Origin of the sequence: Streptomyces smyrnaeus (assembly GCF_017676345.1) — a bacterium.
GTDB lineage: Bacteria > Actinomycetota > Actinomycetes > Streptomycetales > Streptomycetaceae > Streptomyces > Streptomyces smyrnaeus.
On the sequence record NZ_JAFFZM010000003.1, the window covers coordinates 338,232 to 353,720 of the forward strand.

The 15,489-nt window shown below is 69.9% G+C and carries 17 protein-coding genes; 12 read left to right on the top strand and 5 right to left on the bottom strand.

Features of this window, described 5'->3' with window-relative positions:
- Positions 1-38 precede the first annotated feature (38 nt).
- The 4 genes from JW613_RS07580 to JW613_RS07595 all read right to left on the bottom strand — a co-directional run bounded on the left by JW613_RS07580 (position 39) and on the right by JW613_RS07595 (position 3,272).
- A complete protein-coding gene (locus tag JW613_RS07580) occupies positions 39-356 on the bottom strand; it encodes a hypothetical protein (protein ID WP_209209910.1) in 318 nt (105 codons plus the stop codon).
- Positions 357-366: 10 nt separating this feature from the next.
- Positions 367-1,377, bottom strand: coding sequence for a COX15/CtaA family protein (locus JW613_RS07585; RefSeq protein WP_372447919.1), 1,011 nt, complete (start codon positions 1,375-1,377; stop codon positions 367-369).
- Positions 1,378-1,471: 94 nt separating this feature from the next.
- Positions 1,472-2,260 (bottom strand): ABC transporter permease, encoded by a 789-nt coding sequence (locus JW613_RS07590; protein ID WP_209209912.1) that lies wholly within the window; start codon positions 2,258-2,260, stop codon positions 1,472-1,474.
- 85 nt (positions 2,261-2,345) lie between these two features.
- Positions 2,346-3,272, bottom strand: coding sequence for an ABC transporter ATP-binding protein (locus JW613_RS07595; RefSeq protein ID WP_209209913.1), 927 nt, complete (start codon positions 3,270-3,272; stop codon positions 2,346-2,348).
- Positions 3,273-3,467: 195 nt separating this feature from the next.
- Between JW613_RS07595 and JW613_RS07600 the strand changes: the two genes are divergently transcribed.
- From JW613_RS07600 to JW613_RS07655, 12 genes are all read left to right on the top strand, one after another.
- Positions 3,468-4,310, top strand: coding sequence for a helix-turn-helix transcriptional regulator (locus JW613_RS07600; RefSeq protein WP_209209914.1), 843 nt, complete (start codon positions 3,468-3,470; stop codon positions 4,308-4,310).
- Complete coding sequence (sufB, locus tag JW613_RS07605; protein ID WP_209209915.1) at positions 4,307-5,728, top strand: Fe-S cluster assembly protein SufB; 1,422 nt, start codon at positions 4,307-4,309, stop codon at positions 5,726-5,728. The genes JW613_RS07600 and sufB overlap by 4 nt, the downstream gene beginning before the upstream one ends.
- Positions 5,729-5,884: 156 nt before the next feature.
- A complete protein-coding gene (gene sufD / locus JW613_RS07610; protein ID WP_209209916.1) occupies positions 5,885-7,066 on the top strand; it encodes a Fe-S cluster assembly protein SufD in 1,182 nt (393 codons plus the stop codon).
- Positions 7,063-7,401, top strand: a complete 339-nt coding sequence (locus tag JW613_RS07615) for a non-heme iron oxygenase ferredoxin subunit (RefSeq protein WP_209209917.1) — start codon at positions 7,063-7,065, stop codon at positions 7,399-7,401. The genes sufD and JW613_RS07615 overlap by 4 nt, the downstream gene beginning before the upstream one ends.
- A 7-nt stretch (positions 7,402-7,408) precedes the next feature.
- The gene (sufC, locus tag JW613_RS07620; protein WP_099879447.1) at positions 7,409-8,173 is read left to right on the top strand and encodes a Fe-S cluster assembly ATPase SufC; all 765 of its coding nucleotides are present in this window, start codon (positions 7,409-7,411) and stop codon (positions 8,171-8,173) included.
- Entirely contained in the window at positions 8,170-9,426 is a 1,257-nt protein-coding gene (locus JW613_RS07625) for a cysteine desulfurase (protein WP_209209918.1), read from the top strand. Before sufC ends, JW613_RS07625 begins: the two co-directional genes overlap by 4 nt.
- A 9-nt stretch (positions 9,427-9,435) precedes the next feature.
- On the top strand, positions 9,436-9,933 hold the full coding sequence (gene sufU, locus JW613_RS07630) for a Fe-S cluster assembly sulfur transfer protein SufU (protein WP_209209919.1): 498 nt from the start codon (positions 9,436-9,438) through the stop codon (positions 9,931-9,933).
- Positions 9,930-10,259, top strand: coding sequence for a metal-sulfur cluster assembly factor (locus JW613_RS07635; protein ID WP_099879440.1), 330 nt, complete (start codon positions 9,930-9,932; stop codon positions 10,257-10,259). Before sufU ends, JW613_RS07635 begins: the two co-directional genes overlap by 4 nt.
- Positions 10,260-10,401: 142 nt before the next feature.
- Entirely contained in the window at positions 10,402-10,722 is a 321-nt protein-coding gene (locus JW613_RS07640) for a DMT family transporter (RefSeq protein WP_209209920.1), read from the top strand.
- Entirely contained in the window at positions 10,722-11,279 is a 558-nt protein-coding gene (locus tag JW613_RS07645; protein ID WP_209209921.1) for a TetR/AcrR family transcriptional regulator, read from the top strand. The genes JW613_RS07640 and JW613_RS07645 overlap by 1 nt, the downstream gene beginning before the upstream one ends.
- Positions 11,280-11,333: 54 nt before the next feature.
- Positions 11,334-12,326: a 2,3,4,5-tetrahydropyridine-2,6-dicarboxylate N-succinyltransferase gene (gene dapD, locus JW613_RS07650; protein ID WP_209209922.1), complete on the top strand. Its 993-nt coding sequence runs from the start codon at positions 11,334-11,336 to the stop codon at positions 12,324-12,326.
- A gap of 68 nt (positions 12,327-12,394) precedes the next feature.
- Complete coding sequence (locus JW613_RS07655; RefSeq protein ID WP_209209923.1) at positions 12,395-13,273, top strand: EI24 domain-containing protein; 879 nt, start codon at positions 12,395-12,397, stop codon at positions 13,271-13,273.
- 118 nt (positions 13,274-13,391) lie between these two features.
- Here the strand turns inward: JW613_RS07655 and JW613_RS07660 are convergent, their stop codons facing one another.
- Entirely contained in the window at positions 13,392-15,284 is a 1,893-nt protein-coding gene (locus tag JW613_RS07660) for a DUF8508 domain-containing protein (RefSeq protein ID WP_209210010.1), read from the bottom strand.
- Positions 15,285-15,489 lie beyond the last annotated feature (205 nt).

Consider the following 15,489-nt stretch of genomic DNA (forward strand, 5'->3'; position numbering starts at 1 on the left):
GAGGGGGCCGCTGTCCTTCCGGCGGGGGGGGGAGGAAGCTACCGGTTCGCGGGGCCGCCCAGCTGCATCCCGGCCATCCGGGCCCACTCATAGGGGCCGGTCCGCATGTGCTCGGCCATCTCCCCGTCGAAGCTCTCCTTGACAGTGACGCCCGCAGCCTGCACGGCGTCCTGGGCGACGTCCTTGGACGGTGCCATCAGATCGCCCCAGGTGCCGTCCGCACCCACCAGGGAGATACGGAAACCGACCTGACCCACGTAGGCGATCTGCGCCTCGGCGCTTCCCCCGTGCCGCTGTGCGAAGGCACCGATCTGTTTGGTGAGGCGGGCTGTCCGCTTGCTGCTCTCTGCTGCCATACGGCAGATGCTACCCGCGGGTAGCCGAACCGGCGAGAGGGGCGGCCACAGGGGATTCCGCACCGGTGACCGTCTTCGCCGATTCCGTCGGGAGCGCCCGCTCCCGGGTGGAGAGCACCACCCGCAGCACTCCGATCCACACCAGCGTCGAGCCCAGCAGATGCAGGCCGACCAGCAACTCCGGCAGATCGGTGAAGTACTGCACATAGCCCAGGAGGCCCTGTCCGAGCAGGATGAGGATCAGATTGCGCGCGGTGCGCCGGGGGCCCATGGGCGCGTCCATCACGCGCAGGCCCGCGTAGAGCACCACGGCCAGGGACACCACGATCCACGCGAAGACCGCATGGGTGTGCGTCGCCAGCTCCACGGCGACGGGCATCCGCTTCACATCGCTGCTGTCACCCGCGTGCGGGCCCGCACCGGTGACGACCGTGCCGGCGACGATGAGGCAGGCGGTGAAGAAGGTCAGCACATGGGTGAGCTTCTTGACGGGCCTGCCCACCAGCGGCCGGGGCGATGTGTCGCCCTCCCTGGCGCGCAGCCAGGTGAGGGTGGTGACGGTCAGCAGCGCCGTGGCGGCCAGGAAGTGCCCGGCGACCACGAACGGGTTCAGCTTCACCCACACCGTGATGCCGCCGACGACGCCGTTGCCCATCACGACCCAGAACTGCGACCAGGCGAGCCTGCTCAACCCCTTGCGGGCGGGCTTCGCCGACCGTACGGCGATGATGGTCCAGCCCACCGCGGCGGAGACCACCCAGGTCATCATGCGGTTGCCGAACTCGACGGCGCCGTGGAAGCCCATGGCGGAGGTGGCCGTGAGGCTGTCGTCGCTGCACTTGGGCCAGGTGTCGCAGCCCAGACCCGAGCCGGTGAGCCGCACGGCCCCACCGGTGACCACGATGACGATGCTCATCAGCAGCGCGGTGAAGGCGGCCCGCTCGACGGTGCGGGGCGAGGGCGTCCAGCGCGCGGCGATGTACGCGATGGGGTTACGTACGACTTCGAGCAGATTCGGCACGGAGCCATGGTAGGGCGCCGCTTGTGCGCGCATTCACGAGGGGCGCCCTTCGGTCACCCGCTGCCGCTGCTTAGGGGCGCTCCCGGTCGAAGGGTCACTCCCACTTGAAGAAGCGGGCCGCGGCACCGAGCCCCACGACCGCCCAGACCGCCAGTACTCCCAGATCGTCCCACGGCACCCCCGCCCCGTGGCGGAGCACGTCGCGCAGGCCGTCCGAGAGGGCGGAGATCGGCAGCAGCTGGAGCACGCTCTGCGCGGCGTGCGGGAACTTCTCCAGCGGAACGATGACGCCGCCGCCGACCAGCAGCAGGATGAAGACCAGGTTGGCTCCCGCCAGCGTGGCCTCGGCCTTGAGCGTCCCGGCCATCAGCAGTCCGAGCCCGGAGAAGGCAGCCGTGCCGAGCAGCAGCAGGAGCAGCACCGTCGCCGGGTTGCCGTGCGGGGACCAGCCCAGCGCGAGCGCCACCACGGTCAGCAGCAGCACCTGCAGCGCCTCGATGACCACGACCGCGCAGGTCTTCGCCGTCATCAGTCCCCACCGGGGCAGCGGCGAGGCGCCGAGCCGCTTGAGGACGCCGTAGCGGCGCTCGAAGCCGGTGGCGATGGCCTGCCCGGTGAAGGCGGTCGAGAGTATCGCCAGCGCCAGGATGCCGGGCGCCAGGAAGTCGACCCGTGAGCCCGCCCCGGTGTCGACGATGTCGACGGCGCTGAAGAGCACCAGCAGCAGTGTGGGAATGATGACGGTGAGCAACAGCTGCTCACCGTTGCGCAGCTGCGTCCGTGTCTCCAGCCACGCCTGCGCCCGCACCATGCGCGGCAGCGGGGCGGCGCCGGGCTGTGGTGCGTAGGTCCCCTCGATGCCGGTCTCCGAGTGCGCGCTCATGACCGCAGCTCCTTCCCCGTCAGCTCCAAGCTGCTGTCTTCCGGGGGGCGACCCCCGGACCCCCGGCCGGTCCGGGCGACCTGCCTCATGACCGCAGCTCCTTCCCCGTCAGCTCCAAGAAGACGTCCTCCAGGGTCCGGCGCTCCACCGAGATGCGGTCCGGGAGGACACCGTTCTGGGCGCACCAGGACGTCACGGTGGCCAGCAGCTGCGGGTCGACGGTGCCGGTGAGGCGGTAGCTGCCCGGGGTGAGCTCCACCGCGACGGTCTCCGCGGGGAGGGCCTTGAGCAGGGATGCCAGGTCGAGTCCCGGGCGGCCGGCGAAGCGCAGGGTGTTCTCCGCGCCGCCCTTGCACAGCACCTCGGGCGCGCCCTGGGCGATGACCTTGCCGCCGTCGACGATGGCGACGTCGTCGGACAGCTCCTCGGCCTCGTCCATGTAGTGCGTGGTCAGCACCACCGTCACGCCGTCCGCCCGCAGGTCGCGGACCAGGTCCCAGGTGGCGTGGCGGGCCTGCGGATCGAGGCCGGCCGTCGGCTCGTCCAGGAAGACCAGCTCGGGGCGGCCGACCAGGGCCAGTGCGAGCGCGAGGCGCTGCTGCTGGCCGCCGGAGAGCCTGCGGTACGGGGTGCGCCCGCAGCCGCCCAGGCCCAGGCGTTCGATCAGCGCGGGCACGTCCAGCGGATGGGCGTGCAGCGTCGCCATGTGGCGCAGCGTCTCCTCGACCCGTGCCGTGGGGTAGATCCCGCCGCTCTGGAGCATCACCCCGATGCGGGGCCGCAGCTGCGACCCCTGGGTCACCGGATCGAGACCGAGCACTCGCACGGTGCCGGAATCCGGCCGGCGGTAGCCCTCGCAGGTTTCGATGGTGGTGGTCTTACCCGCTCCATTGGGGCCGAGGAACGCGGTGACGGTGCCCCGTGCGACGGTCAGGTCGAGCCCGTCGACGGCGGTCCTGCTGCCGTACCGCTTCACCAGCCCGGCGACTTCCACAGCCGCTGAACTTCGCATGCAGGGCAGTCTAAGGAGCGGGCCGTGCCACTCCTCTGGCGGGCTGTACGCACCCGGGCCGGACCGTCCTGGTTAGGTCAGCCTTACGTGATGCACCCCATTGGGGCTGGTCACAGCCACCGCTTGCCGAGGTCAGCCGAATTAAGCAACAATGACGTTGTGAAAAAGAGGGAGCAGGCTCGGGAGGACCGACCGATGGCCGAAGGGGCCACCGGGGCAGCCGCCGTGTCGAAGCCCCCCGCAGCACAGCCCTCGACAGCACAGGATGAACAGCACGGCACGAGGAACAAGGTCGCGCGCTCCATTCTCGACCACGGTCCGTCCACCGCGGCCGAGCTGGCGCTGCGTCTGGGGCTGACCCAGGCCGCCGTCCGCCGTCACCTGGACGCACTCGTCGCCGAGGGCGTCGTGGAGGCCCGCGCCAAGCGGGTCTACGGCTCGCGCGGCAGGGGGCGCCCCGCCAAGGTCTTCGCCCTGACGGACTGCGGCCGGGACGCCTTCGACCAGGCGTACGACCAGCTCGCCGCCGACGCCCTGCGGTGGATCGCCCGGACAGCGGGTGGCGGGGAGGTCGGGGAGGCCGCTGTCGCGGCCTTCGCCCGTGCCCGCGTCGAGGCCCAGGCGGAGAAATACCACGCGGCGCTGGAGAGCGTCCCGCCCGAGGACAAGGCGCAGGCGCTGGCGCGCGCGCTGTCCGCGGACGGGTACGCTGCCACGGCGCGTGCCGCGCCCGCCCAAGCCGGCGAGCAGCTCTGCCAGCACCACTGCCCGGTGGCCCACACCGCCGAGCAGTTCCCCCAGCTGTGCGAGGCGGAGACGGAGGTCTTCTCCCGGCTGCTCGGCACGCACGTCCAGCGGCTGGCGACCATCGCGCACGGCGACGGAGTGTGTACGACCTTCATTCCCAGGACGCACGCACCCCCGAAGAGCGCGGCGAAGCCCCCGGCAGCCAGGGCCCCCGCACGACCACCCAAGACCACCAACAGCAACGCCAGCAACGCCACCGAAGCGAACGAGGCCGGGAGGAACCCCGCATGACCGCTCCTACGGAGACTGCTCACCCCGAGCTCGACGGGCTGGGCAAGTACGAGTACGGCTGGGCCGACCCCGATGCCGCGGGCGCAGCCGCCAAGCGCGGCCTGTCCGAGGATGTCGTCCGCGACATCTCCGGGAAGAAGAACGAGCCCGACTGGATGCTCAAGCTGCGGCTCAAGGGCCACAAGCTCTTCGAGAAGAAGCCGATGCCGAACTGGGGCTCGGACCTGTCGGGCATCGACTTCGACAACATCAAGTACTTCGTCCGGTCCACCGAGAAGCAGGCCCAGTCCTGGGAGGACCTGCCCGAGGACATCAAGAACACCTACGACAAGCTCGGTATCCCGGAGGCGGAGAAGCAGCGCCTGGTCGCCGGTGTCGCCGCGCAGTACGAGTCGGAGGTCGTCTACCACCAGATCCGTGAGGACCTGGAGAAGCAGGGCGTGCTGTTCCTGGACACGGACACGGCGCTGCGTGAGCACCCCGAGCTGTTCCAGGAGCACTTCGGCACGGTCATCCCGGCCGGTGACAACAAGTTCGCCGCGCTGAACACCGCCGTGTGGTCGGGCGGCTCCTTCATCTACGTGCCGCCGGGCGTGCACGTCGACATCCCGCTCCAGGCCTACTTCCGGATCAACACCGAGAACATGGGCCAGTTCGAGCGGACGCTGATCATCGTCGACGAGGACGCCTATGTGCACTACGTCGAGGGCTGCACGGCGCCGATCTACAACTCGGACTCGCTGCACTCGGCCGTCGTCGAGATCATCGTCAAGAAGGGCGGCCGCTGCCGCTACACGACGATCCAGAACTGGTCGAACAACGTCTACAACCTGGTCACCAAGCGCGCCGTGGCCTACGAGGGCGCGACCATGGAGTGGGTCGACGGCAACCTCGGCTCCAAGGTGACGATGAAGTACCCGGCGGTCTACCTCATGGGTGAGCACGCCAAGGGCGAGACGCTGTCCGTCGCCTTCGCCGGCGAGGGCCAGCACCAGGACGCGGGCGCCAAGATGGTCCACATGGCCCCCCGCACCTCCTCGAACATCGTCTCCAAGTCGGTGGCCCGCGGTGGTGGCCGCACCTCCTACCGCGGTCTCATCGAGATCGGTGAGGGCGCCGAGGGCTCCAAGTCCAACGTGCTGTGCGACGCGCTGCTGGTCGACACCATCTCGCGCTCGGACACCTACCCTTACGTCGATGTCCGCGAGGACGACGTGACGATGGGCCACGAGGCGACCGTCTCCAAGGTCAGCGACGACCAGCTCTTCTACCTGATGAGCCGCGGGCTGTCCGAGGACGAGGCGATGGCGATGATCGTGCGCGGCTTCGTCGAGCCGATCGCCAAGGAGCTGCCCATGGAGTACGCGCTGGAGCTCAACCGGCTGATCGAGCTGCAGATGGAAGGCGCGGTCGGCTAGCCGCCATGGCTGCTGCCGAGCGCGGTGGTTCCTGTCGTCGCAGATGCCTCCCCCAGCCTCCGGCCGGGAGGTCCCCGCAGACCTCTCGCCGCCGTGGTGACGCGCCGCGGCGGCGGAACAAGATTTCTGACCTAGGAAGCGAGCAGTACGGATCCCATGGCTGAGGCCCACAACATTCCGGCTGGTTCCAGCACCACCGGAGCCATCGCGGTGGCCGCAGAGTCCACCACCGCCACGAGGATGAGCGCGCCGCCGTCCTTCGACGTGGCGGACTTCCCGGTGCCGCACGGCCGCGAGGAGGAGTGGCGCTTCACTCCTTTGGACCGGCTCAAGGGCCTGCACGACGGCACGGCGCAGGCGACCGGCACGGTCAAGACCGAGGTGTCGGCGCCCGACGGTGTCACCGTCGAGAAGGTGTCCCGGGACGACGCGCGTATCGGCCGGGCCGGCAAGCCGGTGGACCGGGTGGCGGCGCAGGCGTTCTCCTCGTTCGAGAAGGCCAGTGTCATCACGGTGCCCAAGGACGCGGTGCTGACCGAGCCGGTGCGGGTCAATCTGCACGGCGAGGGCGGCGTCACCTACGGGCACACCGTCTTCGACATCGGCGCCTTCGCCGAGGCCGTCATCGTCATCGACCACACGGGTGACGCGGTGCGCTCGGCCAACGTCGAGTTCGTCCTCGGTGACGGCGCCAAGGTCACCGTCGTCTCCGTCCAGGACTGGGACGACACCGCCGTGCACTGCTCGCAGCACAACGCCCTGGTGGGCCGGGACGCGACGTTCAAGTCGGTCGTGGTCACCTTCGGGGGCGACCTGGTACGGCTCAACCCCCGGGTCAGCTACGGCGGCCCCGGTGCCGAGGCCGAGCTGTACGGGCTGTACTTCACCGACGCCGGGCAGCACCAGGAGCACCGGCTGCTGGTCGACCACGACACCCCCAACTGCCGCAGCAACGTCGCCTACAAGGGCGCGCTCCAGGGCGACGACGCGCATGCGGTGTGGATCGGTGACGTGCTCATCCGGGCGGAGGCCACCGGCACCGACACCTATGAGCTCAACCGCAACCTGGTGCTCACCGACGGCTCCCGGGTCGACTCGGTTCCCAATCTGGAGATCGAGACCGGCGAGATCGTCGGCGCCGGTCACGCCTCGGCGACCGGCCGCTTCGAGGACGACCAGCTGTTCTATCTGATGGCGCGCGGGATCCCGGAGCGCGAGGCACGCCGCCTGGTGGTGCGCGGCTTCTTCGCCGAGCTCGTCCAGCAGATCGGCCTGCCGGACGTGGAGGAGCGCCTCATCTCCCGGATCGAGGCGGAGCTGGAGGCGTCTGTCTCATGAGTGAGGAAGGCTTCGTCAAAGCGGCTTTGCTGAGCGAGCTGGAGGAGGACACCCCGCTGCGGGTGGAGCTGGGCGGCGTCCCGGTCTCCCTCGTGCGCACCGAGGGCGAGGTGTTCGCCATCAACGACATCTGCTCGCACGCCAACGTGTCGCTCTCCGAGGGCGAGGTGGAGGAGTGCAGTATCGAGTGCTGGCTGCACGGCTCCCGCTTCGACCTGCGGACCGGCAAGCCCTCCGGACTGCCCGCCACCCGTCCCGTCCCCGTGTACCCCGTAAAGATCGAAGGAGACGGCCCCGATGCGGCAGTGCTCGTCTCCGTCACACAGGAGTCCTGAAGTCCCCATGGCAACGCTTGAGATCAATGACCTGCACGTCTCCGTCGAGACCGAGGGCGGCCCCACCGAGATCCTGCGCGGCGTCGACCTGACCGTGAAGCAGGGCGAAACGCACGCGATCATGGGCCCGAACGGCTCCGGCAAGTCCACCCTGGCCTACTCGCTGGCGGGCCACCCGAAGTACACCGTCACCGGTGGCTCGGTGAAGCTCGACGGCGAGGACGTCCTGGAGATGTCCGTGGACGAGCGCGCCCGTGCGGGTGTCTTCCTCGCCATGCAGTACCCGGTCGAGGTCCCCGGTGTCTCCGTCTCCAACTTCCTGCGCACCTCCGCCACGGCCATCCGCGGCGAGGCCCCCAAGCTGCGTACCTGGGTCAAGGAGGTCAAGGAGGCCATGGAGCGCCTCTCGATCGACCCGGCGTTCGCCGAGCGCAACGTCAACGAGGGCTTCTCCGGTGGTGAGAAGAAGCGCCACGAGATCCTGCAGCTGGAGCTGCTGAAGCCGGCGATCGCGATCCTGGACGAGACCGACTCCGGCCTCGATGTGGACGCGCTGCGCGTCGTCTCCGAGGGCGTCAACCGCGTCCGTGAGTCCGGCGAGGTCGGCACCCTGCTGATCACGCACTACACGCGCATCCTGCGCTACATCAAGCCCGACTTCGTGCACGTCTTCGCCAAGGGCCGGATCGCCGAGTCCGGCGGGGCCGAGCTGGCCGACAAGCTGGAGGAAGAGGGCTACGAGGAGTACGTGAAGGGTGGTGCCACTGCGTGACACAGCTCCCGGGCCTGCTGGACACCGAGGCGATCCGTAAGGACTTTCCGATCCTGGACCGCCTGGTGCACGACGGGCAGAAGCTCGTCTACCTGGACAACGCCGCCACCTCGCAGAAGCCGACCCAGGTGCTCGACGCCCTGGCCGGTTACTACGAGAAGCACAACGCCAACGTCCACCGGGGCGTGCATGTGCTGGCCGAGGAGGCCACGGCGCTGTACGAGGGCGCGCGCGACAAGGTCGCCGCGTTCATCAACGCGCCCAGCCGCGATGAGGTGATCTTCACCAAGAACGCCTCGGAGTCGCTGAATCTGGTGGCGAACATGCTCGGCTGGGCCGACGAGCCCTACCGCGTCGAGCGGGACACCGAGATCGTCATCACGGAGATGGAGCACCACTCCAACATCGTGCCGTGGCAGCTGCTGTCGCAGCGCACCGGCGCGAAGCTGAAGTGGTTCGGCCTCACCGACGAGGGCCGGCTGGACATGGCCGGGATCGAGGAGCTGATCACGGAGCGCACCAAGGTGGTCGCGCTCACGCTCGTCTCCAACATCATGGGCACCTTCAACCCCGTCGAGGACATCGTGCGGCGGGCTCAGGAGGTGGGCGCGCTGGTCGTGGTGGACGCCTCGCAGGCCGCCCCGCACATGGCGCTGGACGTGCAGGCGCTGCAGGCCGACTTCGTCGCCTTCACCGGCCACAAGATGTGCGGTCCCACCGGGATCGGGGTGCTGTGGGGGCGCCAGGAGCTGCTCAACGACCTGCCGCCGTTCCTCGGTGGCGGGGAGATGATCGAGACCGTCACGATGCACTCGTCGACGTACGCTCCGGCACCGCACAAGTTCGAGGCGGGTACCCCGCCGGTCGCCCAGGCGGTCGGGCTGGGTGCGGCGGTGGACTATCTGACCGCGATCGGTATGGACCGCATCCAGCAGCACGAGCACGCGCTGACGGAGTACGCCGTACGCAAGCTCCAGGAGATCCCGGACCTGCGGATCATCGGCCCCGCCACGGCCGAGGACCGCGGCGCCACGATCTCGTTCACGCTGGGTGACATCCACCCGCACGACGTGGGCCAGGTCCTGGACGAGCAGGGCATCGCGGTGCGGGTCGGCCACCACTGCGCCCGCCCCGTCTGCCTGCGGTACGGAATTCCTGCGACGACGCGAGCGTCGTTCTATCTGTACTCCACGCCCGCCGAGGTGGACGCCCTGGCGGACGGGCTGGAGCACGTACGGAATTTCTTCGCTTAGGGGCTGTCGGTGAAGCTGGACTCGATGTACCAGGAAGTGATCCTGGACCACTACAAGCATCCGCACGGGCGCGGGCTGCGCGACGGCGACGCCGAGGTGCATCACGTCAACCCCACCTGCGGTGACGAGATCACCTTGCGGGTGCGGTACGACGGCGACACCATCGAGGACGTGTCGTACGAGGGCCAGGGCTGTTCCATCAGCCAGGCCAGCGCCTCGGTGCTGAACGAGCTGCTGGTCGGCAAGGAACTGGCCGAGGCCCGCAGGATCCAGGAGACCTTCCTGGAGCTGATGCAGTCCAAGGGCCAGCTGGAGCCGGACGACAGCATGGAGGACCTGCTGGAGGACGCCGTGGCGTTCGCCGGGGTCTCGAAGTACCCGGCGCGGGTGAAGTGCGCGCTGCTGAGCTGGATGGCGTGGAAGGACGCGACATCGAAGGCGTTCAGCGAGGCGGGCACGACGGCGCAGGGGACCGAAGCCGACTCGGCCAAGGAGAAGACCGCATGACCGAGATGACCATCAAGCCCGCGAGCGAGGAAGAGGTTCGCGAGGCGCTCATGGACGTCGTCGACCCTGAGCTGGGCATCGACGTCGTCAACCTCGGCCTGATCTACGGGATCCACGTCGATGACGCGAACATCGCGACCATCGACATGACGCTCACCTCGGCGGCGTGTCCGCTGACCGACGTCATCGAGGACCAGGCCCAGTCCGCCACCGAGGGCATCGTCAACGAGCTCAAGATCAATTGGGTCTGGATGCCGCCGTGGGGTCCGGACAAGATCACCGACGACGGTCGCGAGCAGCTCCGGGCGCTGGGCTTCAACGTCTGAGCGTTCTCGCTCTCCGTACGTCCGCTCTCCGTACGTCCGCGCAGGACGGGAAACGGCCGCGCACCCCTCGGGTGCGCGGCCGTTCCGCGTGCGGGGAGAAGTATATGTACGACTGTACGCAACGTTGTGTACGCTCGTACGTATGGTCTATGTGACGCTGGCAGGGGCGATCCTCGCCGAGATCCTGGGTACGACCTCGATGAAGTACAGCGACGGCTTCACCAAGCTGGTGCCCACGCTGCTCACGGCGGCCGGCTATCTGGTGGCGTTCGTCCTGCTCGCGCAGGCTCTCAAGAGCATGCCCGTGGGGACGGCCTACGCCATCTGGTCGGGCGCCGGGACTGCGGCCATCGCGCTGATCGGCGTGGTGTTCATCGGCGAATCGGTGACGGCCGCGAAGATCCTCGGCCTCCTGCTGGTGATCTGCGGGGTGGTCGTCCTCAACCTGGGAGGGGCGCACTGATGGGCCGGCGCTACGACCCCGAGCGGCGGCAGCGCATCATCGACGCCGCCATCCGCATCGTGGAGCTCAAGGGCATAGCCGCCCTCAGCCACCGCGCAGTGGCTGCCGAGGCGGACGTGCCGCTCGGCTCCACCACCTACCACTTCGCCGGCCTGGACGATCTGCTGCTCGCCGCGCTGGAACAGGTCAGCTGCGAGCCGCATGCCGCGATCATGAGCTGGAGCGGCGAGTTGGACGACGACGCCTCGCTGGTCGACGGTCTGACCAGGGTGTTGGAGGAGTACGCCTCCGGCGGGCGCGGCCGGATCAGGCTGGAGTACGAGCTGTATCTGGCTGCCCTGCGCCGCCCGCTGCTGCAGCCGGTGGCCGCCGCGTGGCTGGACGACATGGTGCGGGTACTGGCCCGCCACACCTCCGACGTGGCCACCGCGCGGGCACTGGTGGCGCTCATCGACGGGCTGCTGCTGCAGTTCCTGCTCACCGACCGGCCCTTCGACCGGGCGGAGGTGCGGGCCGCGCTGTCCCGGGTCGTCGGACACCGCGGCGACGGTGAGTGACCGTTCCGTGGACCGGTTCGTCATCGCAGGCCGAGTCCGGATAGCGTTCGAGGTATGACCGAAGCACCCACCTCTTCCCGCACCACCGGCGCCGTCGCCGTCGGGCTCGCCACCGTCGCCGCCGGGGGCACCGTACTGGACACCTGGTTTCCGCGGCCGGAGCTCGTCGACGAGCCCGGTCCCGCCGGCAGCGAGCGGCTGAGCCCCGAGCGCGCCGCGCAGCTGCTCGGCGAGAGCGCGCCGCAGGCCCTCGGTGAAGACCCCCGCCGCGGGGTCGAGGTCGTGGCCGTCCGGACGGTCATCTCCTCGCTGGACGACAAGCCGCTGGACGCGCACGACGTCTATCTGCGGCTCCACCTGCTCAGCCACCGGCTGGTCAAGCCGCACGGGCTGAGCCTGGAAGGGCAGTTCGCCCATCTGGCCAATGTCGCCTGGACCAACCTGGGCCCCGTGCCGGTGGACAAGGTCGAAGAGGTGCGGCTCGCCGCCCGTGCCTCGGGTGCGCAGCTGACCGTGACCAGCGTGGACAAGTTCCCGCGGATGACCGACTACGTCGTGCCCAAGGGCGTGCGCATCGGGGACGCCGACCGGGTCCGCCTCGGCGCGCACCTGGCCGAGGGCACCACGGTGATGCACGAGGGCTTCTGCAACTTCAACGCCGGCACCCTGGGCACCTCCATGGTCGAGGGCCGGATCAGCGCGGGCGTCGTCCTCGGCGACGGCACCGACCTGGGCGGCGGCGCCTCGATCATGGGCACCCTCTCCGGCGGCGGCAAGCAGATCATCTCCATCGGGGAGCGCTGCCTGATCGGCGCCGAGGCGGGCATCGGGATCTCGCTCGGCGACGACTCCGTGGTGGAGGCCGGTCTCTACGTCACGGCCGGTACCCGCGTCACGCTGCCGGACGGGAAGGTCGTCAAGGCACTGGAGCTGTCCGGCGCCAACAACCTGCTCTTCCGCCGCAACTCGGTCACCGGTGCCGTCGAGGCCCTGCAGCGCAGCGGCTCCTGGGGCGGACTGAACGAGGCGCTGCACAGTCACAACTGAGCAACCGATCGGGAGGGTGCCGGTAGCGGCCGTCCCGACGCATGCCCGTAGGCCATAGGCTTACGGGCATGCGTGATCTTGGGGCCGGACTGCGGTACTTGGGGCAGGGACAGCGATGGGTGCTCGCCCATGGACGGTGGTTCGGGTTCGGGCTGTTGCCCGCGCTGATCACCCTCGTCCTGTACGCGGCGGCCCTGACAGCGCTCGGGTTCTACGCCGACGACATCGCCGCCTGGGCCACGCCCTTCGCGGACGACTGGGGCTCGACCGGACGGGCGCTGACCCGCGGTGTCTTCGCCGTCATGCTGTGGGTCGGCGTGCTGATGCTGGCCGTGGTGACCTTCGCAGCCGTCACACTGCTGATCGGTGAGCCCTTCTACGAGAAGCTCTCCGAACGGGTGGAGCAGAGCGAGGGCGGGCTGCCCGAGGGCACGGTCGACCAGCCGCTGTGGCGGGAGCTGTGGACCGCACTGTGCGACAGCGTCTTCGTCCTGTTCCGGACGCTGCTGTTGACGATCCCGCTGTTCTTCCTCGGCTTCGTCCCGCTGATCGGCCAGACCGTCGTGCCGGTGCTCGGCGTCTGCGTCTCCGGCTTCTTCCTCACCCTGGAGCTGGCCTCCGTCGCGCTGCAGCGCCGGGGCGTTCCGGTACGGGAGCGGCTGGCGATGCTGCGGCAGCGCAAGGCGCTCGCGCTCGGCTTCGGTGTGCCATTGGTGCTGGCCTTCCTGGTGCCGCTGCTGGCCGTCCCCCTGATGCCGGGGGCCGTCGCCGGGGCCACGCTGCTGGTGCGGGACCTTGTGGGGGCGCGGCCCGCACCGGGCGCCGCGCCGGGTGGCCCCGCACCTTACGGAGGGCCGCAGCCCGCGTACGGTATGCCGGGGCAGCCCGCTCCGCCGTACGGGCAGCCCCCGGCGCCGCCCGGGTACGGACCAACGGGGCGGGCCTGACGCCGTTTCGCCGTTGCGGGTCCGGGCGAACCCGCGGCTTGCGGGGCTCCCCCAGCCTCCGGCCGGGAGGTACCCCCGGGTCGCTCATGCAGTTCCCCGCGCCCCTTCGGGGCGCGGGTCACCGGCGGAGCCGGACCACCGAGGGGTCGTGGTCGCTGGTCTGGTCGGCGAACTCGGAGTTGATGTGGACGATGTCGTACTCGGCCCGGCCGGCGCCCGGGCTGGTCAGCAGGTGGTCCAGGGTCTGCGAGTTGCCGTTGAAGACGTAGCCGTAGCGCTCGTCGGCGGGCAGCTGGTTCATCGGGCTGGTCAACGCGCGGCCCGAGCGCAGCGTCTTGAGCGCGGGTGAGAACGGGAAGTCGTTGAAGTCGCCGCCCGCGACGACGGCGGCCTTCGGGTCGATGGCCCGGACGTCCCGTACGAAGCGGTTGAGCAGCTCGGCCTGCTTGACGCGCTGCGGCTCCGAGTGCCGGGCGGGCGGCTGGAAGCGGCCCTCCAGCGGCTGGTCACCGTCGAGGTCGCCGCCGCCCTTGGAGCTGAAGTGGTTGGCGATCACGAAGACCGTACGGCCCTGGAAGCGGAACTCGCCGGCCAGCGGCTTGCGGCTGGCCTTCCACGCGGGGTCCTGCGGCGCGATCCTGGCGGGTGAGGCGGAGAGCGCGGGTTTGCCGCCCTCCTTCACGACCTGCACGGGGGTGGTCGTGTCGCCGCCGGGGCGGTCGGTGAAGGAGACGCGCTCGGGGTTGTAGAGGAACGCGACGCGGATGTTGCCGCCGGGCTGGCCGCCGTCGGCCTTGTCCGCCGGATCGATCTGGCGCCACTGGTAGGAGGGGCCGCCCGCCTTCCGGATCGCGTCGGTCAGCATGGTGAGGGTCTTCTCAGCGCCGACCGTGCCGTCATCCGTGGGCCCGGTGTCGTCCTGGACCTCCTCGACGGTGACGATGTCGGGCGAGGAGAGGTTGGTGACCAGCCCCTCGGCCAGCCGCTCGAACTTGGCGGGCGCCGACTTGGGGGAGAGGTTCTCGACGTTGTAGGTCGCCACCGCCAGCTCGTTCCGGCGCTGCTTGCGGGTCCGCTCGCGCTTCAGGCCGTTGTCCCGGTGCTCGCCCAGCGTGGTGGCGCGCAGGGTGTAGCCGCCGTACTGCTCGAAGTCCAGCGGCCCTTCGGTGGTGCCGCGCAGCTCGTCGCCCACATTCGCCGCGGGGAAGGGGTGCTCGTCCAGCGGGAGCAGCGAGGAGACCTTCAGCCGGGCCCCGTTCTGGTCCTGGTAGGAGCCGTAGAGGGTGCCGCCGCGCGGGGTGGGGTTCTGCTTCGGGTCGGTGGTCACCCACAGGTCGTGATAGGCGGAGGTGGGCCCGGTGACCCGTGCGTCACGGACGGCCACCCGCATGCCCTCCAGCGACTCGTAGCGGTCCAGCGCGTACCGGTTCGGCCGCAGCGTACGGTCCTCGATGCTGCCCCCGCCTGCGTCGGGCGCGTACGCCTCGGGGACCGAGTGCGGGGTGAGCCGCACGGCGCGCGGGAGCGTGCCGGACGGCGCGCCGGAGGAGAGGCGATCCGCCGGCTGCCAGGACGCGTCGACCAGTTCGGTGACCGACTGGTTGCCCGCCTCCTTGCCGCCCGGGTAGTACTCCTTGACCTTTCCGCTCACACGCAGCGCGTCTCCCGGCGAGACGCCGGGGCTCTCGCCCCCGGTGTAGACGAAGATCCCCTCGCTGGTCGCACGGTCGCGGTCGGGGTGCGGATCCTGGAGCCAGAAGCCCCGCGATCCACCGAAGTCCCGTACTCCCGTGACGATTCCGGGGACATCGGCGACGCTCTGCCCGGCCAGCGGGGACAGCCGGGTTCTGCCCTGTATGTCATGGATACGCGGGGCCGTCGCGGAATCCGCGGCACCGGGAGAGGCCGCCGCTCCGGTCGAGGCCGGCAGTACGAGCAGCGTGGAGCAGACGGCGGCGACGGTCAGCGCCGCGCTCCTGGCCGGACGCGACGGCGAGGGAGACGCTGACAGGGGCGCCGAGGAGGACGCGGAGGAGGACGGCGAACGGGACGGCACGGAAGGCCTCCGAAGTATGTGGGGAACACGGACGTCTCTGCGCGGGGGTCACTTGCGTGGGCATTCTCTACGCGCGTAAAGCATGGCGGGCCAACGGCAGTTGTCAAGGTCGTGACAGCTTGGGGGTCCGGTGCGCCGCGGCCCTGTTACGTGCCTGGTG